We start from the raw sequence: 22,830 nt of genomic DNA, 5'->3' as shown, positions 1-22,830 counted from the left end.
CGAGCGGTTCGGGAAAGCGGTCCCGCTGCCGCACTCTAAGCGGAGCCATACCGATGGGTACGAGGTTTGAGTTATTGCGTTGTTATCAAAGGACAATATGGATGTTCTGATGTCCCTTAGTGACTATTACGCGAAGTAACCTTTGACCCTGGTTCAGCTTTTTGGGCACCGAGCGGCCCTCCGGAAGCGCGTCGCGGCGCGCTGGGGGCCTGCGGTACCCTAACGCCATGCGTGCCGTACGCCTTCTGCTTAGCGGGCCGCGCTGATCAGTCCCGGCCACCGGACGAGTCGAGTGGCCGGAATCGGCGCGGCGTCCCCTCCTGTGCGAGGGGATTTTTCGTTTCTCGAACCCACAGCCGCAGGCAGAGACGATCGATGGAGCTTTGAGGATCATGAGCGAGACGAACCCCGCTGCCGCCGCCGAGGTGGCGGCGCCGCACCGCTACACGGCCGCCATGGCAGCCGACATCGAGGCACGCTGGCAGGACTTCTGGGACGCCGACAACACCTACGGCGCGCCCAACCCGAAGGGTGACCTGGCGGGCGATCCCGAGGCCGTCGCCAAGCCCAAGAAGTTCATCATGGACATGTTCCCGTACCCCTCCGGCGCGGGCCTGCATGTCGGCCACCCCCTGGGCTACATCGCCACGGACGTGTTCGCCCGCTTCCAGCGGATGACCGGCCACAACGTCCTGCACACCCTGGGCTTCGACGCCTTCGGCCTGCCCGCCGAGCAGTACGCCGTGCAGACCGGCACGCACCCGCGCGTGTCCACCGAAGCCAACATGGAGAACATGAAGTCCCAGCTGCGCCGGCTGGGCCTGGGCCACGACAAGCGCCGGTCGTTCGCCACGATCGACCCGGACTACTACAAGTGGACCCAGTGGATCTTCCTGCAGATCTTCAACTCCTGGTACGACCACGACGCCAGGCGGGCCCGTCCGATCGCCGAGCTGATCGAGCTGTTCGCCTCCGGTGAGCGGCCCGTTCCGGGCCACACGCGCGCGTGGAGCGAGCTGAGCGCCGCCGAGCAGGCCGACGTCCTGGGCGAGTTCCGGCTGGCCTACGCCTCCGACGCGCCGGTCAACTGGTGCCCCGGACTGGGCACCGTGCTGGCCAACGAGGAGGTCACCGCCGAGGGCCGCTCCGAGCGCGGCAACTTCCCGGTCTTCAAGGCCAAGCTGCGCCAGTGGAACATGCGCATCACCGCCTACGCCGACCGGCTGCTGGAGGACCTGGAGGAGCTGGACTGGCCCGAGGCCATCAAGCTGCAGCAGCGCAACTGGATCGGCCGCTCCGAGGGCGCCCGCGTCGACTTCCCGATCGACGGCGAGCGCATCACCGTCTTCACCACCCGCCCGGACACCCTGTTCGGCGCCACCTACATGGTGCTGGCGCCCGAGCACCCGCTGGTGGAGAAGTTCACCCCGGCCGCCTGGCCCGAGGGCACGCACGAGGTCTGGACCGGCGGCCACGCGACCCCCGGCGAGGCCGTCGCCGCCTACCGCGCCCAGGCCGCCTCGAAGTCCGACGTGGAGCGCCAGGCCGAGGCCAAGGACAAGACCGGCGTCTTCATCGGCGCGTACGCCACGAACCCGGTCAACGGCGAGCAGGTCCCGGTCTTCATCGCCGACTACGTGCTGATGGGCTACGGCACCGGCGCGATCATGGCCGTCCCGGCCGGCGACCAGCGCGACTTCGAGTTCGCGCGCGCCTTCGAGCTGCCGATCCACTGCATCGTCGAGCCGACGGACGGGCGAGGTACGGACACCTCGACGTGGGAGGACGCCTTCTCGTCCTACGACGCGAAGATCATCAACTCCTCTGGTGAGGGTGTCTCCCTGGACGGCCTGGGCGTCGCCGAGGCCAAGGCGCGCATCACCGAGTGGCTGGAGCGGTCCGGCGTCGGCGAGGGCACCGTCAACTTCCGGCTGCGCGACTGGCTGTTCAGCCGCCAGCGCTACTGGGGCGAGCCCTTCCCGATCGCCTACGACGAGGACGGCATCGCCCACGCGCTGCCCGAGTCGATGCTGCCCCTGGAACTGCCCGAGGTCGAGGACTACTCGCCCCGCACGTTCGACCCGGACGACGCCGACACCCAGCCCGAGACGCCGCTGTCCCGCAACGAGGACTGGGTCAACGTCACGCTGGACCTGGGCGACGGCCGCGGCCCGCGCAAGTTCCGGCGCGAGACCAACACCATGCCCAACTGGGCCGGTTCCTGCTGGTACGAGCTGCGCTACCTGGACCCGCACAACAACGAGAAGCTGGTCGACCCGGAGATCGAGCAGTACTGGATGGGCCCGCGTGAGGGGCAGCCGCACGGCGGTGTCGACCTGTACGTCGGCGGCGCCGAGCACGCCGTGCTGCACCTGCTGTACGCCCGCTTCTGGTCCAAGGTGCTGTACGACCTGGGGCACGTCTCCTCGGCCGAGCCGTTCCACAAGCTGTTCAACCAGGGCATGATCCAGGCCTACGTCTACCGCGACAGCCGGGGCATCGCGGTACCGGCCGCCGAGGTGGAGGAGCGCGACGGCGCCTACTACCACCAGGGCGAGAAGGTCTCCCGGCTGCTGGGCAAGATGGGCAAGTCCCTGAAGAACGCCGTCACTCCGGACGAGATCTGCGCCGAGTACGGAGCCGACACGCTGCGCCTGTACGAGATGGCGATGGGCCCGCTGGACGTCTCCCGGCCGTGGGACACGCGCGCGGTGGTCGGCCAGTTCCGGCTGCTGCAGCGGCTGTGGCGCAACATCGTCGACGAGGCGACCGGCGAGGTGACCGTCGTCGACACCGAGCCGGATGTCGAGACGCTGCGCGCCCTGCACAAGGCGATCGACGGGGTGCGCGGTGACCTGGAGGGCATGCGGTTCAACACCGCCATCGCCAAGGTCACCGAGCTGAACAACCACCTGACCAAGGCGGGCGGTGCGGTCTCGCGTCCGGTCGCCGAGGCCCTGGTGCTGATGATCGCCCCGCTGGCCCCGCACGTCGCCGAGGAGCTGTGGCGCAGGCTGGGGCACACGGACTCGGTGGTGCACCACGACTTCCCGGTGGCCGACCCGGAGTACGTGGTCGACGAGACCGTGACCTGCGTCGTGCAGATCAAGGGCAAGGTCAAGGCCCGGCTGGAGGTCTCGCCGGCCATCTCCGACGACGAGCTGGAGAAGGTCGCGCTGGCGGACGAGAAGGTCGTCGCCGCACTGGGCGGGGCCGGGATCCGGAAGGTGATCGTGCGGGCACCGAAGCTGGTGAACATCGTCCCGGCGTAGAGGCGGGAGCCGAGAGGCCTTCATCGGGGTGCTCCCCTACGGGCAGGTTCGGGGTTCTTCCGGAACTCCGGACCTGCCTGTTGCGTTTACCGTTGAAGAGCGGCCTGAGGTGAGCCGCGACGTCTGGAGGAGGAGCCGGTGGAAGCAGTGATCGCAGTGTTCGCCCTGCTCTTCGTGCTCTTTCTGGGGCTGGGCGTCTACGCGACCGTGAAGGTCGTCGGTGCCGCCAAGCGCGGTGTGGACCGCGGCCTCACCCAGGCCCGCCGCACCGTCGAGGACCACACCCTGCGGGCCAAGTCCTTCGCCCAGCCCGGCGCCGCCGGTGAACTCGCCCAGCTTCGGCTGAGACTGCGCACCTCGATGCGTGCCACCCAGGACGCGCTGCACGCGGCCGTCGCCGAGGACGTCTCCCTGAAGGAGTCCATCGGCCTCTTCGAACGGCTCAGCGCACACGGCCATGAGCTGGACGACGAGCTGAAGCGCCTGGAGGCCGAGCCGGACCGCGGCGCGCTGACCCAGCGGCTGCCCGAGCTGCGCGAGCGCACCGAGCGCGTCACGCAGTCCGCGGACGCCCTGCGCTGGGCGGCACGCGACCGGGCCCGCCGCTTCGCCGAGGACGACCTGGACACGCTCAGTGCCCAGATCGACGTGGAGGCCGGGGCGCTGCGGCACTGGACGGCGCCGGAGTCCGAGCCCACCTCGCGGCCCTGGCCCGAAGCGCCCGCCGCCGACGCCACCGAGGCCGGGCAGACCTGGCCGGAAGCCCCGCAGCCGAGCCCTGAGCAGGAGCCGGCACGGCCCGCCATCACCCCGCCGGGACCGCGTCCCACCTACCCCTGGCAGAAGAAGGCCCGCCCCGAGAGCACCACTTGATCCGGCCACTCGCGCCACGGGGCACCGGGGCCGGGCTGCCGCACGGGCACTACGGCAGGTAACCTCCAGCTCATGTCCCGCCATGTCGCGATCGTCACCGATTCAACGGCCTACCTGCCGGCCCGGACGATGGAGCGCCACGGCATCACAGCGGTGCCCCTGACGGTGGTCCTCGGTGACCGGGCGCTCGAAGAGGGCACCGAGATCTCGACCCGTGCTCTCGCCCAGGCTTTGCAGAAGCGGCGTCCCGTGACGACCTCGCGGCCCAGCCCCGCCGTCTTCGAGGAGACGTACCGCAAGGTCGCCGAGTCCGGCGCCACCGGCATCGTCTCCCTCCACCTCTCCGCCGAACTCTCCGGCACCTACGACGCGGCCGTCGTGGCCGCCCGGCAGGCGCCGGTGCCCGTGCGGGTGGTGGACACCGGCATGATCGCGATGGCGCTCGGGTTCTGCGCTCTCTCCGCCGCGGAGACGGCGGAGTCGGGCGGCACGGTGGACGAGGCCGTCACGGCCGCGGAGAAGAGGGCCGCCGGCACCTCCGCCTATTTCTACGTCGACACCCTCGACTACCTGCGCCGCGGCGGCCGTATCGGGGCCGCGCAGGCCCTGCTGGGGTCGGCGCTCGCGGTGAAGCCGCTGCTGCAACTGGCCGACGGCCGTATCGAACCGCTGGAGAAGGTGCGGACCGCGTCCAAGGCGATCGCCCGCCTCGAGGAGATCGCGGCCGACCGGGCGGGCGGCGCGCAGGTCGATGCCGCCGTCCACCATCTCGCCGCCCCGGACCGGGCGTCGGCCCTCGCCGACCGGCTGCGGACGCGGCTGACCGGGCTGGCCGATCTGCATGTCAGCGAGGTCGGGGCGGTGATCGGGGCGCATACGGGGCCCGGGCTGCTGGGAGTTGTGGTTTCGCCCCGGTGAACGTTGCTGTGGGGCATCGAGCACCGGCTCCGATCACCCGTGTGAGTGGCGGAGTTGTCCACAGCCGGGCGGTTGTCCCCGGGAATTGACCAAGATCATCGCGGGTGGGCCGAGGTGGCCGATCCTCGTCGCATGGCACTTCGATCACGTTCACGTACAACGACTGCGACCAGCGGCCCGGGCCGTGGACCCGCGTCCGACGGCCGCGTCCGCCACAGTCGACGCCCGCCCGTTGTGCGCGGCCGGGCCCGGCAGCGGCACGCTTCGGCGGAGGAACTGCGGCGGCGGGCGGAGGTGCTGTTCGCCGAGCATGGCGAATGGGCCGGGCCCGCTGAACGGGTCGGGGAGCGGCGGGAGTCGGGGCAGGGGCCGCCGGTTCGGGGGCGGCCTTCCTGGGCTGTCGCGGAGACGCCTGACGGGGACCGCGCTCCGCGAGGACGGGATCGGCACGAAGCCGATGGGGAGCCAGGCTGGGAGCCAGGTCTGGAACCCGGCACCGCCCCCGTCGAGTCGGACAGCGGGGACGGCCGCGTCGCGGAGGGAGCCTGGCGGGAGCGGGCCGGGCTCGCCCTGCGGGAGCGCATGCCGCTGTGGTTGCAGGCCAGGTGCGGGCTGGAGCGGCGGAGCGTGCTCGCCCTGAGCCTGGTGCTCGTCGTGGCCGCGGCGTTCGCCGTGCAGCACTTCTGGACCGGCCGCACCCAGTCCGTGCGGCCGCCCGAGGTGGTGCGGGCGGCGGCGCCGTACGGGGAGCAGGGGCAGGGCGGGCAGACCGAGCGGGAGCGAGGACCGGGCGTGCCCGCGGGGGCGGCGAAGGCAACAGGCGCCGCGGGGCCGCCCGAGATCGTCGTGGACGTCGGCGGCAAGGTCCGTGAACCCGGTATCCATCGGCTGCCGAGCGGTTCACGCGTCGCGGACGCACTGCGCGCGGCGGGCGGCGTGAAGCCCGGGACGAACACCGACGGTCTCAACCGTGCCCGCTTCCTCGTGGACGGCGAACAGGTGGTCGTCGGAGGACTGGCCCCCGCCACGGGAGCCGGGGCGGGCGGTACGGCCGCCGGAGGCCCGGCCGGTGCGGCGGCGGGCGGCGCGATGCCGACGGCCCCGGTCTCCCTCAACACGGCCACCGCCGACCAGCTCGACACCTTGCCTGGTGTGGGCCCGGTGCTGGCGCAGCACATCATCGACTATCGCACGCAGCACGGTGGTTTCCGTTCCGTCGACGAACTGCGCGAGGTGAACGGCATCGGCGACCGCCGCTTCGCCGACCTGCGGAATCTCGTACGGCCATGAGGACGGCCCCTGACTCGCCGGTGCGGCGGGACGAGGCCGCTCCTGGGGGCACTCCCGGGGCCGCTCTCGGGGCCGCGCCCGAGCCCGCCCGGTCGTCCGTGCACGCCTCGTCCGGGCGGCGGCTCGGCACCGCCCGCCCGCGCCAGGAAGGGCCCACCGACCTACGGCTCGTGCCACCCGCCCTCGCGGCCTGGGGCACGGCGGCGCTGGTGCTGAGCGCATCGCCGGGGTGGGCCGCGGGCATCGTGGCCGGCTGTCTGCTCGCCGTCGGGCTGCTGCCGCTGGCCCGGAGATCCGCGACGGCGTCATGGCCGCGCGCGTCGGCGGCCGCCGTGCTGCTCTGCGTCGCCGCTGCCGCCGCCTCGGCCGGGCTGCACGGGGCGGATCTGCGCCGGGGACCCGTGCCCGGCCTGGCGCGGGAGTACGCGACGGTGACCGCCGAGGTGGAGCTCACCTCCGACACCCGTCTGACTCGTCCCAAGGTCCGGGGCGATCACGTGGCTCCGACCGCCGTGCTGGTGGATGCCGAGGTGCGGCGGGTCCACGAGGCGGGTGGCACGACGGCAGTGACGCGGACACCGGTGCTGATGATCGTCGATGTGAGGTCGGCCGACCGAGGTGCCGGGGGCCGGCAGCCGCAGCCGCAGCCGCAGCCGCAGCCGCAGTCGGCGGCCGGTGAGCGGGTGCGGTCGCCGTGGCTCGGGCTGCTGCCGTCGACGCGGCTGCGGGTCAGCGGGCGGCTGGCGCCTGCGATGACGGGCGGTGACCGGGTCGCGGCCGTGCTGCGGGTGCGGGACCGGGGCGTACCGCAGGTGGTGGGAGAGCCCTCGGGGGCTCAGCGGCTCGCGGGGCGGTTGCGTGCCGGGCTGCGGGAGGCGACCAGCGGGCTGCCGACGGATGCCCGGGCCCTGTTGCCCGGGCTGGTGGTGGGCGACACCTCGCGCATCACCCCGGAGCTGGAGGAGGCCTTCAAGGAGACCGACCTCACGCATACCTTGGCTGTTTCTGGTGCAAACTTCACCATTCTGCTCGCCCTGCTGCTCGGGCCGCCGGGCCTGGCGCAACATGTCGAGCGGCGGGGCATCGCGCCTCGCCTCGGTATCTCCCTGCGCGGGACGGCGGTGCTCGGGGGCGCGCTCTCCCTCGGGTTCGTCGTGGTGTGCAGACCCGACCCGAGCGTCGTGCGGGCCGCGGCCTGCGGAGCCGTCGCCCTGCTCGCCCTCGCGACCGGCCGCCGGAGGTCACTGATCCCGGCGCTGGCGACCGCGGTTCTGCTGCTGGTGCTGTACGACCCGTGGCTGGCGCGGAGTTACGGGTTCCTGCTGTCCGTCGTGGCCACCGGGGCGCTGCTCACGCTCGCGCCGCGGTGGAGCGCCGGGCTGCGGCGGCGCGGGGTGCCGCCCAGGCTCGCCGAGGCGCTGGCCGCCGCAGCCGCCGCGCAGGCTCTGTGCGCACCCGTGGTCACCGTGCTCTCGGCGCGGGTGAGCCTGGTCGCGGTGCCGTGCAATCTGCTGGCCGAGTTCGCGATCGCGCCCGCCACCGTAATGGGCTTCGCGGCCCTGGCAACGGCACCGGTGGCGATGCCCGTGGCCAAGGCCCTGGCGTGGTGCGCGCATTGGCCCGCCGAGTGGATCGCCGAAATCGCCCGGACCGGGGCGGCACTGCCCGGCGCGGGCGTGGACTGGCCGGGCAGCTGGGCGGGCGCGGCGCTGCTCGCGGCCGTGACCCTGGTGGTGCTGCTCGTGGGGCGGCGGCTGCTCGGGCATCCGTGGTGGTGCGGGGTCTGCGGGCTGCTGCTGGCACTGGCGGTGGTGCAGCCACCGCCGCTGACCCGGGTGATCACGGGGTGGCCCCCGCCGGGCTGGCGGCTGGTCATGTGTGACGTGGGACAGGGCGACGCCATGGTGCTCGCGGCGGGCGAGGGCGCCGGAGTGGTGGTGGACGCGGGGCCCGATCCGCAGCTCGTCGACCACTGCCTGCGCGCACTCGGCATCACCAGGATCCCGCTGGTCGTGCTCACCCACTTCCACGCCGATCATGTGGCGGGGCTGCCCGGTGTGCTGCGCGGACGGGCCGTGGGCGCGATCGAGACGACGGGCTTCCAGGAGCCCGCGGACCAAGCCGCTTTCGTCCGGAGACAGGCGGCGGCCCGGCGGGTGCCCGTGACGAGCGCCGCCGCCGGCGAGCAGCGCCGCGCGGGCGGGTTGTCCTGGCAGGTGGTGTGGCCGCCACCGAGCCCGCCACCGCCGTCAGCCGGCTCGCCGCCTGGTTGGCGTCCGCAGGTGCTCCCGGCCCACCCGGTGCCGGAGGGGCCGAACGACGCCAGTGTGGCCATGCTGGTCCGGACGGCGGGGCTGCGGCTGCTGCTCCTCGGGGACCTCGAACCCCCGGCCCAGCGGGCGCTGGCCAGGTCACCTGCGGCCGAGGCGCTGGCGGGCGTGGACGTGCTGAAGGTCGCCCACCACGGCTCGGCCTACCAGGACCCGGGACTCATACGCCGGGCGGCCCCGCGGCTGGCCCTCATCAGCTGCGGCGCCGACAACACCTACGGACATCCGGCGCCCGGCACGGTGGCGGCGCTGCGCGCCGGGGGTGCGACGGTGCTGCGGACGGACCGGGACGGCGCACTGGCGGTCGTAGGAGAAGGCGGAGAGCTGAGGGTGGCGCGAGACTGAGGGCATGAACTCAGCACAGGTTGATGCCTATCTCCGCCGCCTTGGGGTCGAGCCCCCGGCGTGGCCCACCGTCGACGCGCTGCGCGAGCTGCACCTGCGGCATCTGCGGACCGTGCCCTTCGAGAATCTCTCCATCCATCTCGGCGAGGAGATCGTGCTGGAGGAGAAGCGGCTGCTGGACAAGGTGGTGGGTGCCCGGCGGGGCGGGTTCTGCTACGAACTCAACGGATCCTTCGGGGCGTTGCTCGCCGCGCTGGGCTACGAGGTGGCGCTGCTCGCCGGGCGGGTGTACGGGGACGAGGAGCGGCTCGGGATCCCGTACGACCATCTCGCGCTGCGGGTGCGGACGGTGGACGGGGGCGACTGGCTGGCCGACGTCGGGTTCGGGGCGCACAGCCACCTTCCGCTGGCGTTCGGGGAGCGGGGAGAGCAGGAGGACCCGGGGGGCACGTTCCGGATCGTGGAGGCGGGTCCGGACGCGGCCGGGGTGCGCGGCGGACACGACACGGTGGAGGCGGCGGACCTGCGGGTGCTCCGTGACGGCAGACCGCAGTACCGCCTTGAGGTACGGCCGCGGGCGCTGGGTGACTTCGTGGCCGGGGCGTGGTGGCACAGCACGTCGCCGGCGTCGCACTTCACGCGGTCGCTGGTCTGTTCACGGGTGACGGAGGACGGAGGGAGGATCACGCTCAGCGGACGCAAGTACACGGTGACGGCGGCCGACGGGACACGGGAGGAGCGGGCGCTGGAGACGGACGAGGAGGTGCTCGGGGTGTACCGGGAGCGGTTCGGGATCGAACTCGATGCGGTGCCAGTGGTCCGGGACACCGGCCGGGAGGCCTGATGCGGGCCGGTCGGGAGAGCTGATGCGGGCCTGCCGAGAAGGCCGATTCGGTCCAGAAGGTACACACCGTCCACACATGGTTCACATGGTTCCAGTCGGTTCTACTCGTGCGCAGTCCCATCACATGTGCTGGATTCCCGTGATGTGGTCGCGTGTTGCCTCGAAAGCCTCATCGGTGGTCGAATGCGTCCTCGGTGAACAGTGATCAAACCGCTGATTTCAAGTCGCACGAGGTGTCCAGATGATCGGCCGCTGGCTGGGAAGCCGAACCAACCGGGTGCACCGGACGAGTCCTCTGGCGGCGGTGCCGACGCCGCCGAGTGCGGGGGTGCTGAGCTGCCGGGTGCTCGACCCGGTCAACGAGCCGGTCAGACACGCTGAGTTCGCGGTCACCGACGCCATGGGGCGTGCGGTGGTCAGTGGGGGCGCGGATCCGTTCGGGTCGTTCGTGACGACGGTGCCGGCGGGGGAGTACCGGCTCGCGGTGTCGGCGGAGGGGTACACGCCGTACCGGGCGACCACGCAGGTCGCCGAGAACACGCTCGCGTCGCTCGGGGACGTGACGCTGCAGGTGGCTCAGCCGCCGGAGTTGCCCGCGCCCGGCGACTGGGAGATCGAGTCGGCGCACTCCTCGCTCGCCTTCACCGCGCGGCACATCGGACTGGCGCGGATCCACGGGCAGTTCAAGTCGTTCGCGGGTGTCATAAGGGTCACCGACCCGCTGGAGCGGTCGGCGATGCATGTGGTGATCGACGCGGCGTCCATCGACACCAACGTGAAGATGCGTGACGACCATCTGCGGTCGGCGGACTTCCTGGACGTCGCGAAGTTCCCGACGCTGGAGTTCTACAGCGACCGGTTCGTGCACAAGGGTGCGAACCGGTGGGCCGTCACGGGGGCGCTGTCGCTGCACGGCGTCACGCGGACGGTCACGCTGGACACGGAGTACCTGGGGCTGGGCAACGGCATGGAGGGCGAGCTGCGGGCGGCCTGCCGGGCCACGACCGAGCTGCACCGGGACGACTTCACCGTGAGCTGGCAGACGATGCTGGCGCGCGGCATCGCGGTGGTCGGGCCGAGCATCAAGATCGACCTCGATGTGCAGGTCGTCCGCAAGGGCTGAGCAGGCGGATCCGGCCGCTCGGGCCGCGACGGGGTGTCGGACAATGTCAGGCGTGAGTGATGTGCGACATGTGCTGGTGCTGCCCGACCGTGATGCAGCGGAAGAGGTGGTCGAGGCGCTCGGGGAGCGGTTCGGGGTCGTCGAGGAGCCGCAGCTGGTGCGGGACGCGCTGGCCGGTGAGGACGACGCCGAGGACGCGCAGTGGCTGGTCGTCCTGAGGGACGAGGGTGGGCGGCTGGACGCCGGGGACCTGGACCGGTTCGCCGGCGAGTGGGACGGCTGGCGGGAAGAGCCGTAGGGGACCGGGCACACCTCGGTCCGTCCGGCCTTGTTGTCAGTGCCCCGTGGGATGCTTGTCGCGATGGCCAGGAAGACTGCGAATGACGACCCTCTCGCCCCGGTGACGCTCGCCGTGGGCCAGGAGGAGCTGCTGCTCGATCGTGCCGTGCAGGAGGTGGTCGCCGCGGCGAAGGCCGCCGACGCCGACACGGACGTACGGGACCTGACTTCGGACCAGTTGCAGCCCGGCACGCTCGCCGAGCTGACGAGTCCGTCCCTCTTCGCGGAGCGCAAGGTCGTGGTCGTACGCAACGCGCAGGATCTCTCGGCCGACACGATCAAGGACGTCAAGGCCTACCTCGGGACGCCCGCCGAGGAGATCACCCTCGTGCTGCTGCACGCCGGAGGGGCCAAGGGCAAAGGGCTGCTCGACGCGGCGCGCAAGGCCGGGGCGCGCGAGGTGGCCTGTCCGAAGATGACGAAGCCGGCGGACCGGCTGGCGTTCGTGCGGGGGGAGTTCCGGGGGACGGGGAGGTCCGCCACCCCGGAGGCGTGCCAGGCGCTCGTCGACGCGATCGGGAGCGATCTGCGGGAGCTGGCGTCGGCGGTTTCGCAGCTGGTCGCGGATGTCGAGGGGACGATCGACGAGGCGGTCGTCGGGCGGTACTACACGGGCCGGGCCGAGGCGTCGAGCTTCACGGTCGCCGACCGGGCGGTCGAGGGGCGGGCGGCGGAGGCGCTGGAGGCGTTGCGCTGGTCGCTGGCGACCGGCGTGGCGCCGGTGATGATCACCAGCGCGCTGGCGCAGGGCGTCCGGGCGATCGGGAAGCTGTCCTCGGCGCGCGGAGGCCGGCCGGCCGATCTCGCGCGCGAGCTGGGGATGCCGCCGTGGAAGATCGACCGGGTCAGGCAGCAGATGCGCGGGTGGACCCCGGACGGCGTGTCGGTGGCGCTGCGGGCGGTGGCCGAGGCGGACGCGGGAGTGAAGGGCGGCGGGGACGACCCGGCGTACGCCCTGGAGAAGGCGGTGGTCGCCATCGCCCGGGCGGCCCGGTCCAGGGGACGAGGCTAGGGCCTGTCGTTTGGATCACGCCGCAGACGCGGGGCCTGGCACGCACATCTGCGGCGTTGTCGTCGGTTGCCGACTCCCCCACGCTCGGCTTCGCTCGCGCGGGAGGGACCCCCATCGCGTCGACGCCCTCCTCCGCCTTGCAGCTGCACGCACCAGGCCCCGCTCACCGGCGCTGACAAGGTGCCGCCAATTCCCTGCGACCTGATCCAAACGACAGGCCCTGAGGGCCGCTCCTCAGCGGACGGGCTCGCCGATGCCCAACAGGTTTCCCTCGCTGTCGCGGAACCAGGCGCCGCGTTCACCCCGGGCGCCCTTGCTCGGGTAGTTCCCCTCGATCTCGGCGATTCCGTCCCGGGTGCGGAACCCGGGCAGGTCGACCTCCTCGAACACCACACCGCGCCGCTTCAGCTCCGCCACGGCGGTGTCGATGTCGTCGACCTCCAGCGCCATCTGGGTGAAGGTGCCGGCTGAGGCGCCCGTCGAGCGGAACAGCACGAACTCCCCGCCGCCGCACCGGTAGAGCAGCCCTCCGGGCCGTTCGTCGACGGGCTCCAGGCCGAGTTTCTCGGCGTAGAAGCGCCGCGCCCGGTCCAGGTCCTGGGCGGGAAGCCTGGTCGCCACCCGGGCCCGGGCCAGCACGTCCCTGTTGTCACCGTTCATCTCTCCACTGTGCCGCGAGCGACGGCCGGAGGGAGAATCGGGAGTGTCAGCCGTACGTCGCCGAATGACGGAGAGGTGGCGAAGGCCATGGCTGAACACCCGCACGCAGCGCTGGTCCGCAAGGGATTCGAGGCATTCTCGCGCGGTGACATGGACACTCTGCGCGGTTTGATCGCGTCGGACGCCACGCACCACGTACCCGGAGATCACCCGTTGTCGGGTGACTTCAAGGGAGTGAACGCGATCATCGAGATGTACGAGCGGCTCGGCATGGAGACCAAGGGGACGATGAACGCCGAGATGATCGGCATCTGTGTCGACGGCCGCGGCCATGCCGTCGGGATGACCCGCTTCACCGCCGAGCGCAACGGCAAGCACCTCGACGACACCGGCTGCATCATCTTCCGGATCGTCGGCGACAAGGTCACTGACCTCGACGAATGCGTCGAGGACATCGACAAGAACAACGAGTTCTGGTCCTGAACAGGCCGAAGGCCGGGAGCCCTCCCATGGGGAACAGGAGAGGCGCCCGGCCTTCGATACGAGCTGCTGGATCCGCGCCCGCGTGGCGAACGCAGGCCGCGCGCGGATCCGAGGGGTGCCGGAAGGGAGCGGATGAGAGAGGGCCCGCTCGATTCCCTCCGGCGTCACATCAGATGTCAGCCCTTGAGCGCGCCGACCTTCTGAGCCAGCGCCGACTTCTTGTTGGCGGCCTGGTTCTTGTGGATGACGCCCTTGGAGACGGCCTTGTCGAGCTGACGCGCGGCGACGCGCTGGTACTCGTTGGCCTTCTCGACGTCACCCGCGGCAGCAGCCTCACGGGCCTTGCGGATCGCGGTCTTGAGGGAGGACTTGACGGCCTTGTTGCGCAGCCGCGCCTTCTCGTTGGTCTTGATCCGCTTGATCTGGGACTTGATGTTCGCCACGAATGAGCCTTTTCAGGTTCAGGCACGGGACCGCGCGGGACCCGTACCGATGATTTCTTGAGGTAGCGCCTCCTGCTGAGAGGGCATGAGGCACAGCCCCCCACGGTACCAGCGGGCCCATCCACGGCCCAAACCCGTCCATGGTCCCCACCCGTGGGACCATGGAGGCTACGTATCGATCCGACCCGAGACCGCAGACACTGCGGACGCCTCAAGAATCAGGACCCTGCGTGCCCGCGATCCCTAGCCATGTGCCCGAACCGAGCCGTACCGACCCGGCTCTGATCCGCAACTTCTGCATCATCGCGCACATCGACCACGGCAAGTCCACGCTTGCCGACCGGATGCTCCAGCTGACCGGAGTGGTCGAGCAGCGGCAGATGCGCGCTCAGTACCTCGACCGCATGGACATCGAGCGTGAGCGCGGCATCACGATCAAGTCCCAGGCGGTGCGTCTGCCCTGGGCTCCCACCGAGGAGCCAGGCAACACGCACATCCTCAACATGATCGACACCCCGGGGCACGTCGACTTCACCTACGAGGTCTCGCGGTCGCTCGCCGCCTGCGAGGGCACCATCCTCCTGGTCGACGCCGCCCAGGGCATCGAGGCCCAGACTCTCGCCAACCTCTACCTGGCGATGGAGAACGACCTCAAGATCATCCCTGTCCTCAACAAGATCGACCTGCCGGCGGCGCAGCCCGAGAAGTTCTCCGAGGAGCTGGCCAACCTCATCGGCTGCGACCCGGACGACGTGCTCAAGGTGTCCGCCAAGACGGGCATGGGCGTCGAGGCGCTGCTCGACCGGGTCGTCAGGGAGGTCCCGGCCCCGGTCGGGGTCAAGGACGCGCCCGCGCGCGCCATGATCTTCGACTCCGTCTACGACTCCTACCGCGGTGTCGTGACGTACGTCCGTGTCATCGACGGCCAGCTCAACAAGCGCGAGCGGATCCGGATGATGTCCACCGGCGCCACGCACGAGCTGCTGGAGATCGGCACGAACTCGCCGGAGATGAAGGCGGCCGACGGTCTCGGTGTCGGCGAGGTGGGCTACCTGATCACCGGCGTGAAGGACGTCCGCCAGTCCAAGGTCGGTGACACCGTCACCAGCCAGCAGAAGGGGGCCGAGGAGGCGCTCGGCGGCTACAAGGACCCCAAGCCCATGGTCTTCTCCGGGCTGTACCCGCTGGACGGCTCGGACTACCCCGATCTGCGCGAGGCGCTCGACAAGCTCCAGCTCAACGACGCCGCGCTGGTCTACGAGCCGGAGACCTCCGCCGCTCTCGGCTTCGGATTCCGCGTCGGCTTCCTCGGCCTGCTGCACCTGGACGTGATCCGTGAGCGGCTGGAGCGCGAGTTCGGGCTCGACCTGATCGCCACGGCCCCGAACGTGGTCTACCGCGTCCTCATGGAGGACGGCACCGAGCACACGGTCACCAACCCGAGCGAGTTCCCCGAGGGCAAGATCTCGGAGGTCTACGAGCCGGTCGTGCGGGCCACCATCCTGGCGCCCAGCGAGTTCATCGGCTCGATCATGGAGCTGTGCCAGACCCGGCGCGGCACGCTGCTCGGCATGGACTACCTCTCCGAGGACCGGGTCGAGATCCGCTACACCCTGCCGCTCGCCGAGATCGTCTTCGACTTCTTCGACCAGCTGAAGTCCAAGACCCGCGGCTACGCCTCGCTCGACTACGAGCCCACGGGCGAGCAGACCTCCAGCCTGGTCAAGGTCGACATCCTGCTGCACGGCGACAAGGTGGACGCCTTCTCGGCGATCACCCACAAGGACCAGGCGTACGCGTACGGCGTACGGCTCGTCGCCAAGCTGCGCGAGCTCATCCCGCGCCAGGCGTTCGAGGTGCCGGTCCAGGCCGCCATCGGCTCCCGGGTGATCGCCCGCGAGACCATCCGCGCCATCCGCAAGGACGTCCTCGCCAAGTGCTACGGCGGTGACATCTCCCGTAAGCGGAAGCTGCTGGAGAAGCAGAAGGAGGGCAAGAAGCGGATGAAGATGGTGGGTTCCGTAGAGGTTCCGCAGGAGGCCTTCATCGCGGTCCTGTCCAGTGATGACAGCGCGGGGTCGGGCAAGGGCAAGAAGTAATCACGGATTACCGTGGGTTACGCCCCAAACCGGTAGAACAGGGGTCCGTCGCGCGAAAGCGCGGCGGGCCCCTGTGCGTATGAGGGGTAGCTGTCTGTACGAAGAGACAGGCCGCGGACTCTTACGCAGGGGCCGGTCGGCCTTTACTCTGATCCCTGCTCGATAGTTACTCGCGAGTTAAACAACGGCTCGCGAGTAGACCCAGCCGCACCTGAGCCAGCCGCCTGACGCGGGCCCCGGAGGATGTCGTGAGCGACACACAGACCCTGATCGAGAACCGTCCGCCGTCGGTGGCGGGCCTTTTCCTGGAGCGCGTGGCGGCCACGCCGGACGCCGAGGCCTATCGGTATCCGGTCCCAGCGTCCTCCGGTCAGGGACCGGACGAGTGGAAGTCCCTGAGCTGGGCGCAGGCCGCCGAACGGGTCTACGCCATCGCGGCGGGACTCATCGAGCTGGGCGTGCGGGCCGAGCAGCGCGTCGCGCTCGCCTCCAGCACCCGGATCGAGTGGATCCTCGCCGACCTCGGCATCATGTGCGCCGGCGCCGCGACCACCACGGTGTATCCGCAGACCAACGCCGAGGAGTCCGCCTACATCCTGTCGGACTCCGAGAGCCGGGTGCTCATCGCGGAGAACGTGGAGCAGCTGGCCAAGGCGAAGGAGAAGCGCGCCGAGCTTCCCGAGCTGACCCATGTCGTGGTCGTCGACCCGGCGGGGCTGGCGAACGAGGAGAGCGCCGACTGGATCCTCACCCTCGACGAGCTGGAGAAGCGCGGCGCGGCCCGCCTGGAGAAGGACCCCGACCTGATCAAGGAGCGGGTCGGCGCGATCACGAAGGACCAGCTCGCCACCCTCATCTACACCTCCGGCACCACCGGCCGCCCCAAGGGTGTACGCCTCCCGCACGACAACTGGTCGTACATGGCGAAGGCGATCGCCGCGACCGGCCTGGTCAGCAGCGAGGACGTGCAGTACCTGTGGCTGCCCCTCGCGCATGTCTTCGGCAAGGTGCTCACCTCCGGCCAGATCGAGGTCGGGCACGTCACCGCCGTGGACGGCCGCGTCGACAAGATCATCGAGAATCTGCCGATCGTGCAGCCCACGTACATGGCTGCCGTGCCGCGCATCTTCGAGAAGGTCTACAACGGCGTCGCCGCCAAGGCCCGTGCGGGCGGCGGGGCCAAGTACAAGATCTTCCAGTGGGCGGCCGAGGTCTCTCGCGAGTACGCCAAGGTCGCGCAGGACAACTTCCGGCGCACCGGAACCATGTCGGTGCCGTTCGGGCTGGGCGCGAAGCACAAGGTCGCCGACGCGCTGGTGTTCGCCAAGATCCGTGAGGCCTTCGGCGGCAACCTGCGGGCCTGTGTCTCGGGGTCGGCCGCTCTCGCCCCGGAGATCGGGTACTTCTTCTCCGGCGCCGGCATCCACATCCTCGAGGGCTACGGCCTGACCGAGTCCTCGGCGGCTTCGTTCGTGAACCCGGGCGAGGCCTACCGCACGGGTACGGTCGGCAAGCCGCTGCCCGGTACGGAGGTGCGGATCGCCGACGACGGGGAGATCCTGCTGCGCGGCCCCGGCATCATGGAGGGCTACCACGGGCTGCCCGAGAAGACCGCCGAGGTGCTGGAGTCGGACGGCTGGTTCCACACCGGGGACATCGGGGAGCTGTCGGCCGACGGGTACCTGCGGATCACCGACCGCAAGAAGGACCTCATCAAGACCTCGGGCGGCAAGTACATCGCGCCGGCGGAGGTCGAGGGGCAGTTCAAGGCGGTGTGCCCGTACGTGTCCAACATTCTGGTGCACGGGGCCGACCGGAACTTCTGCACGGCGCTGATCGCTCTCGACGAGTTGGCCATCGTGGAGTGGGCGAAGGAGAACGGTCTCGGGGGGAAGCCGTACGCCGAGATCGTGGCTGCGCCCGCGACGGTGGAGATGGTCGACGGGTATGTGAAGCAGCTCAACGAGGGGCTTCAGAAGTGGCAGACCATCAAGAAGTTCCGGTTGCTGCCCCGGGATCTCGATGTGGAGCATGGTGAGATCACGCCGAGTCTGAAGTTGAAGCGGCCGGTGGTGGAGCGGGAGTACAAGCATCTGATCGAGGAGATGTACGAGGGCTCTCGCGAGGCGTAGGGGGCGTGCGGGAGCGCGGGCGACTGCGGGTTGTCCGTGGTTGCTCGCGCAGTTCCCCGCGCCCCTAGGGGACGTCACCCACCCTGCGCCGCAGGTCCTGGACCTGTGTGCGTAGGCGTTCCACCTCTCTGCCCTTGCGGTAGAGGTCCAGGAAGACGCTGACCTTTGCCCTGAGGACCCAGGGGTCGAAGGGCTTGGTCAGGTAGTCGGCTGCGCCGGTCGCGTAGCCGCGGAAGGCGTAGCCCGAGTCGTCGTCCGCGCCCGTCAGGAAGATGATCGGGACGTCGCGGGTCTGGTCGAGGCGTTTGATGTGGGCGGCTGTCTCGAAGCCGTCCATGCCGGGCATGCGGATGTCGAGCAGGACCAGGGCGATGGGCCGCCTCAGCAGGGCCTTCATCGCCTCTTCGCCCGAACGGGCGCGTATCAGGGGCTCGTTGAGGGAGGCGAGGACGGCCTCAAGGGCGGTCAGGTTGTCCTCCATGTCGTCGACCAGGAGGATTCCGGCGCGGTCGGTGCTCATGACGGTCGGGCCTCCTCCGCCGGGTCCTCTGCGTCCTCCGCGTGCCCCGGCTCCAGCAACTCGCACACGACCGTCAGCAGCCGGTCGATGTCCACCGGCTTGGGCACGTAGTCGTTGGCGCCGCGGGCGATGGACTTCTCCCGGTCGCCCGGCATCGCCTTGGCGGTCAGTGCCACGATCGGCAGGCCCGTCCAGCGGGGTGCCCGGCGGATGGCGGAGATGGTCTCGTAGCCGTCCATCTCCGGCATCATGATGTCCATCAGGACCAGTTCGACGTCCGCGCTGCGCTCCAGGGTCTCGATGCCCTCGCGGCCGTTCTCCGCGTACAGCACGGTCATGCCGACCCGGCCCAGGACATGGGTCAGGGCGAACACGTTGCGGATGTCGTCGTCGACGATCAGCACCCGGCGCCCGGCCAGGATCCGGCCCGGCCTGCCGGACGTCCACGCCTCCAGCTTCGTCGGCGCCGGCCAGGCGTCGTCCGTCTCGTGCGCGGCCGGGTACGGTCCCGCCGTCGGCTGGAGGGGCAGGGGCAGGGCCGCGTGCTCCTCGAGGGCCGGGACCGGCGCGGTGTGGCCGGGGCTGACGACCGGGACGTACAGGGTGAACCTGGAACCCTTGCCGGGCTCGCTCTCGGCGACGATCCGGCCGCCGAGCAGGCCCGCGATCTCCCGGCTGATCGACAGGCCGAGGCCGGTGCCGCCGTACTTGCGGTTGGTGGTGCCGTCGGCCTGCTGGAACGCCTCGAAGATCACCGGGAGCTTCTCCGGCGCTATGCCGATGCCCGTGTCGGACACGGCGAAGGCGATGACGTCGTCGGCGTCCCGGAGATGGCGGTGCTCGGCGTCCTGCACCCGGTCGACCCGCAGCTCGACCTTGCCCGACGCGGTGAACTTGATCGCGTTGGACAGGAGATTGCGCAGGATCTGCTGGAGCCGCTGCTCGTCCGAGTACATCTCGCGCGGTACGTCCTCGCCGACCGCCACCTCGAAGGCGAGCCCCCGGTCCAGGGTGAGGGGACGGAACGTGGCGTGGACGTAGTCGAGCAGCTTGATGAGCGGGAGCCGCTTGGGGCGTACGTCCATCCGGCCGGCCTCGATCTTCGACAGGTCCAGGATGTCGTTGATCAGCTGGAGCAGGTCCGAGCCCGAGCGGTGGATCGTCGTCGCGAACTGCACCTCCTGGTCGGAGAGGCGGCCGTCCGGGTTGTCGGAGAGCAGCCGGGCCAGGATCAGCAGGGAGTTCAGCGGTGTGCGCAGCTCGTGCGACATGTTCGCCAGGAACTCCGACTTGTACTGGGAGGACGTGGCCAGCAGGGCGGCCTTCTCCTCCAGTTCGGCGTTGGAGCGCTGCAGCTCGCCCTGCTGTTTCTGGAGTTCGTCCGAGCGCTCCTGGAGCTGCATGGCGAGGCGCTGGGACTCGCCGAGCAGGGATTCCGTGCGGGAGTTGGCGATGATCGTGTTGATGGCGACGCCGATGGTGTTGACGAACTGGTCGAAGAACGCCAGGTGCACATCGGAGAAGCGGGAGAAGGAGGCGAGCTCGATGACACCGAGGAGCTTGTCCTCGAAGAGGATCGGGATGATGACGATCGTGGTGGGGGCCGCCTCGCCGAGGCCGCTGTTGATCTTGATGTAGTCCGGCGGGGCGCCCTCCACCAGGATCCGCTTCTTCTCCCGGGCCGCCTGCGCGACCAGACCGTGCACGGGCAGGCCGCCGGTCTCGACGGTCGCGTCCTGGGCGGCGCCGTAGCCGGCGATGAAGGCGAGTCCCTTGGTGGGAACCGTCGCACCGTCCTGCTCCGGGTCGGCCAGGTAGAACGCGCCGTACTGGGCGTTCACCAGCGGCGTCAGCTCACGGAGTATCAGGTCGGCGACCTCCATCAGGTCGCGGTGGCCCTGCATCAGGGCGGCCAGGCGGGCCAGGTTCGATTCCAGCCAGTCCTTCGCGCGGGTCGTCTCGCGGAGGTTGGCCACCATCAGGTTGATGTTGTCCTTCAGCTCGGCTACCTCGCCGCGCGTCTCGACCGTGATCGAGCGGGACATGTCGCCCTGGGCCACCGCGGAGGCGACCTCGGCGATGGCGCGGACCTGGGTGGTGAGGTTGAGCGCGAGCTCGTTGACGTTCGTCGTCAGGCGCTTCCAGGTGCCGTAGACGCCCTCGACGCGGGCCTGGCCGCCCAGTTGGCCCTCGCTGCCGACCTCGCGGGCCACACGGGTGACCTCGGAGGCGAAGGAGGACAGGGTGTCGACCATCGTGTTGATCGTGGTCTTCAGCTCCAGGATCTCGCCGCGCGCGTCCACGTCGATCTTCCGGGACAGGTCGCCCTGGGCCACGGCCGTCGCCACTTGGGCGATGTTGCGCACCTGGGAGGTGAGGTTGTCGGCCATGTAGTTGACGTTGTCCGTCAGGTCCCGCCAGACGCCGGAGACGCCCAGCACCTGGGCCCGGCCGCCGAGCCGGCCGTCGGTGCCGACCTCGCGGGCCACGCGGGTGACCTCGTCGGCGAAGGCGCGCAGCTGCTCCACCATCGTGTTGACGGTGTCCTTCAGCTCCAGGATCTCGCCGCGGGCGTCGACCGTGATCTTCTTCGACAGGTCGCCGTTGGCGACGGCGGTGGTGACCTGGGCGATGTTGCGGACCTGGGACGTCAGGTTCAGCGCCATGAAGTTGACGTTGTCGGTGAGGTCCTTCCAGACGCCGGAGACGCCCCGGACCTGGGCCTGGCCGCCGAGGTTGCCTTCCGTGCCGACCTCGCGGGCGACCCTGGTCACCTCGTCGGCGAAGGCGGAGAGCTGGTCGACCATCGTGTTGATCGTGGACTTGAGCTCCAGGATCTCGCCCTTGGCCTCCACCGTGATCTTCTTGCCGAGGTCGCCCTGGGCGACGGCGGTGGAGACGAGGGCGATGTTCCGCACCTGGGAGGTGAGGTTGTCCGCCATGAAGTTGACGTTGTCGGTGAGGTCCTTCCAGACGCCGGAGACGCCCCGGACCTGAGCCCTGCCGCCGAGATTGCCCTCGGTGCCGACCTCGCGGGCGACCCTGGTCACCTCGTCGGCGAAGGCGGAGAGCTGGTCGACCATCGTGTTGATGGTCGACTTCAGCTCCAGGATCTCGCCCTGCGCGGCGACCGTGATCTTCTGCGACAGATCGCCGTTGGCCACGGCTGTCGTCACCTGGGCGATGTTGCGGACCTGCGAGGTCAGGTTCGACGCCATGAAGTTGACGTTGTCGGTGAGGTCCTTCCAGACCCCCGACACGCCCCGCACCTGGGCCCGGCCGCCCAGCTGGCCCTCGGTGCCGACCTCGCGGGCGACCCTCGTCACCTCGTCGGCGAAGGCGGAGAGCTGGTCCACCATCGTGTTCACGGTCAGCTTGAGTTCCAGCAGCTCGCCGGTCGCCTCCACCGTGACCGTGCGGGTCAGGTCGCCCCGCGCCACCGCCGTCGTCACCGCCGCGATGTCCCGCACCTGGGCCGTCAGCCGGGACGCCATGGTGTTGACCGCCTCGGTCACGTCCCGCCAACTGCCCGACAGGCCCCGCACATTGGCCCGGCCGCCGAGCCGGCCCTCGGTGCCGACCTCGCGCGCGACCCGCGTCACCTCGCCCGTGAACAGGGACAGCTGGTCCACCATCGTGTTGACGGCCCGGCCGAGACGGCGCAGGTCGCCGCGTAACTGCCGGGTCCCGTCGTGCAGATCGACCCGCTGGGTCAGATCGCCGCCGGCCACCGCGTCCAGCACCCGCGTGGCGTTCGCCGCCGGGGCGACCAGGGCGTCGAGCAACTGGTTCACGTCGTTGACGCGGGATGTCCACAGACCCTGGCCCGGACTCGCCGAGAGGCGCTCGTCGAGCCGGCCGTGCCGCACCAGTTCCCGTCTCACCCGCCGTGTCTCGGTGGTGAAGTGGATGCTGCGGTCCATGATCTGGTTGAAGACCGCGGTGAGTTCGGCCACCATCCCGTGGCCGGATTCCGGCACCTTGGCGAAGTCGCCGTCACGTGCGGCGGTCATCGCGGCGAGCAGTGGACGCAGATCGGATGTACGAATCTGACCGTCTTCGTACCCATCTTCGACCACAGGAGTAGCACTGTTCTCACTCATGGCGGCCCACTTCGGTAACTCGGCGCTTATGGGCGTGGTCAGTC

General features: G+C 70.3%; 16 protein-coding genes. 12 read left to right on the top strand and 4 right to left on the bottom strand.

What is annotated here, in order from left to right:
• Nucleotides 1-392 precede the first annotated feature (392 nt).
• The 9 genes from leuS (at nucleotide 393) to holA (ending at nucleotide 12,346) form a co-directional block, all read left to right on the top strand.
• Nucleotides 393-3,272: a leucine--tRNA ligase gene (gene leuS / locus AC07DF_RS24890; RefSeq protein WP_478975374.1), complete on the top strand. Its 2,880-nt coding sequence runs from the start codon at nucleotides 393-395 to the stop codon at nucleotides 3,270-3,272.
• Between the two features lie 138 nt (nucleotides 3,273-3,410).
• On the top strand, nucleotides 3,411-4,145 hold the full coding sequence (locus AC07DF_RS24885) for a hypothetical protein (protein WP_478975369.1): 735 nt from the start codon (nucleotides 3,411-3,413) through the stop codon (nucleotides 4,143-4,145).
• Nucleotides 4,146-4,217: 72 nt separating this feature from the next.
• Entirely contained in the window at nucleotides 4,218-5,063 is an 846-nt protein-coding gene (locus AC07DF_RS24880) for a DegV family protein (RefSeq protein ID WP_478975366.1), read from the top strand.
• A 132-nt stretch (nucleotides 5,064-5,195) separates the two neighbouring features.
• Nucleotides 5,196-6,353, top strand: coding sequence for a ComEA family DNA-binding protein (locus tag AC07DF_RS24875; protein WP_478975363.1), 1,158 nt, complete (start codon nucleotides 5,196-5,198; stop codon nucleotides 6,351-6,353).
• The gene (locus AC07DF_RS24870; protein WP_478975360.1) at nucleotides 6,350-9,028 is read left to right on the top strand and encodes a ComEC/Rec2 family competence protein; all 2,679 of its coding nucleotides are present in this window, start codon (nucleotides 6,350-6,352) and stop codon (nucleotides 9,026-9,028) included. Before AC07DF_RS24875 ends, AC07DF_RS24870 begins: the two co-directional genes overlap by 4 nt.
• A gap of 4 nt (nucleotides 9,029-9,032) precedes the next feature.
• Entirely contained in the window at nucleotides 9,033-9,872 is an 840-nt protein-coding gene (locus tag AC07DF_RS24865; RefSeq protein ID WP_478975357.1) for an arylamine N-acetyltransferase family protein, read from the top strand.
• A 241-nt stretch (nucleotides 9,873-10,113) separates the two neighbouring features.
• Nucleotides 10,114-10,995, top strand: a complete 882-nt coding sequence (locus AC07DF_RS24860) for a YceI family protein (protein WP_478975354.1) — start codon at nucleotides 10,114-10,116, stop codon at nucleotides 10,993-10,995.
• Between the two features lie 52 nt (nucleotides 10,996-11,047).
• Nucleotides 11,048-11,293 carry a hypothetical protein gene (locus AC07DF_RS24855; protein ID WP_478975351.1) on the top strand — a complete coding sequence of 82 codons (246 nt, stop codon included), beginning with the start codon at nucleotides 11,048-11,050 and terminating at the stop codon, nucleotides 11,291-11,293.
• 63 nt (nucleotides 11,294-11,356) lie between these two features.
• Complete coding sequence (gene holA / locus AC07DF_RS24850; RefSeq protein ID WP_478975348.1) at nucleotides 11,357-12,346, top strand: DNA polymerase III subunit delta; 990 nt, start codon at nucleotides 11,357-11,359, stop codon at nucleotides 12,344-12,346.
• A 234-nt stretch (nucleotides 12,347-12,580) separates the two neighbouring features.
• Here holA and AC07DF_RS24845 read toward each other — a convergent pair whose 3' ends face one another.
• Nucleotides 12,581-13,006: a VOC family protein gene (locus AC07DF_RS24845; RefSeq protein ID WP_478975345.1), complete on the bottom strand. Its 426-nt coding sequence runs from the start codon at nucleotides 13,004-13,006 to the stop codon at nucleotides 12,581-12,583.
• A gap of 87 nt (nucleotides 13,007-13,093) precedes the next feature.
• On the opposite strand from AC07DF_RS24845, the gene AC07DF_RS24840 reads away from it, so the two are divergent.
• Complete coding sequence (locus AC07DF_RS24840; protein ID WP_478975342.1) at nucleotides 13,094-13,489, top strand: nuclear transport factor 2 family protein; 396 nt, start codon at nucleotides 13,094-13,096, stop codon at nucleotides 13,487-13,489.
• Between the two features lie 176 nt (nucleotides 13,490-13,665).
• On the opposite strand, the gene rpsT is transcribed toward AC07DF_RS24840, so the two are convergent.
• Nucleotides 13,666-13,932: a 30S ribosomal protein S20 gene (gene rpsT, locus AC07DF_RS24835; RefSeq protein ID WP_184592546.1), complete on the bottom strand. Its 267-nt coding sequence runs from the start codon at nucleotides 13,930-13,932 to the stop codon at nucleotides 13,666-13,668.
• A gap of 230 nt (nucleotides 13,933-14,162) precedes the next feature.
• Between rpsT and lepA the strand changes: the two genes are divergently transcribed.
• Nucleotides 14,163-16,031 carry a translation elongation factor 4 gene (lepA, locus tag AC07DF_RS24830; protein WP_391097472.1) on the top strand — a complete coding sequence of 623 codons (1,869 nt, stop codon included), beginning with the start codon at nucleotides 14,163-14,165 and terminating at the stop codon, nucleotides 16,029-16,031.
• 248 nt (nucleotides 16,032-16,279) lie between these two features.
• A complete protein-coding gene (locus tag AC07DF_RS24825; protein ID WP_478975337.1) occupies nucleotides 16,280-18,163 on the top strand; it encodes an AMP-dependent synthetase/ligase in 1,884 nt (627 codons plus the stop codon).
• Nucleotides 18,164-18,227: 64 nt separating this feature from the next.
• Here the strand turns inward: AC07DF_RS24825 and AC07DF_RS24820 are convergent, their stop codons facing one another.
• Complete coding sequence (locus tag AC07DF_RS24820) at nucleotides 18,228-18,683, bottom strand: response regulator (protein ID WP_478975334.1); 456 nt, start codon at nucleotides 18,681-18,683, stop codon at nucleotides 18,228-18,230.
• Nucleotides 18,680-22,786 (bottom strand): HAMP domain-containing protein, encoded by a 4,107-nt coding sequence (locus AC07DF_RS24815; protein WP_478975331.1) that lies wholly within the window; start codon nucleotides 22,784-22,786, stop codon nucleotides 18,680-18,682. Before AC07DF_RS24815 ends, AC07DF_RS24820 begins: the two co-directional genes overlap by 4 nt.
• Nucleotides 22,787-22,830: the final 44 nt, after the last annotated feature.

This window comes from Streptomyces sp. NPDC044719, from assembly GCF_056433405.1.
Note: the sequence above shows the minus strand (reverse complement) of the source record. Positions and strands in the feature narration are given on the sequence as shown.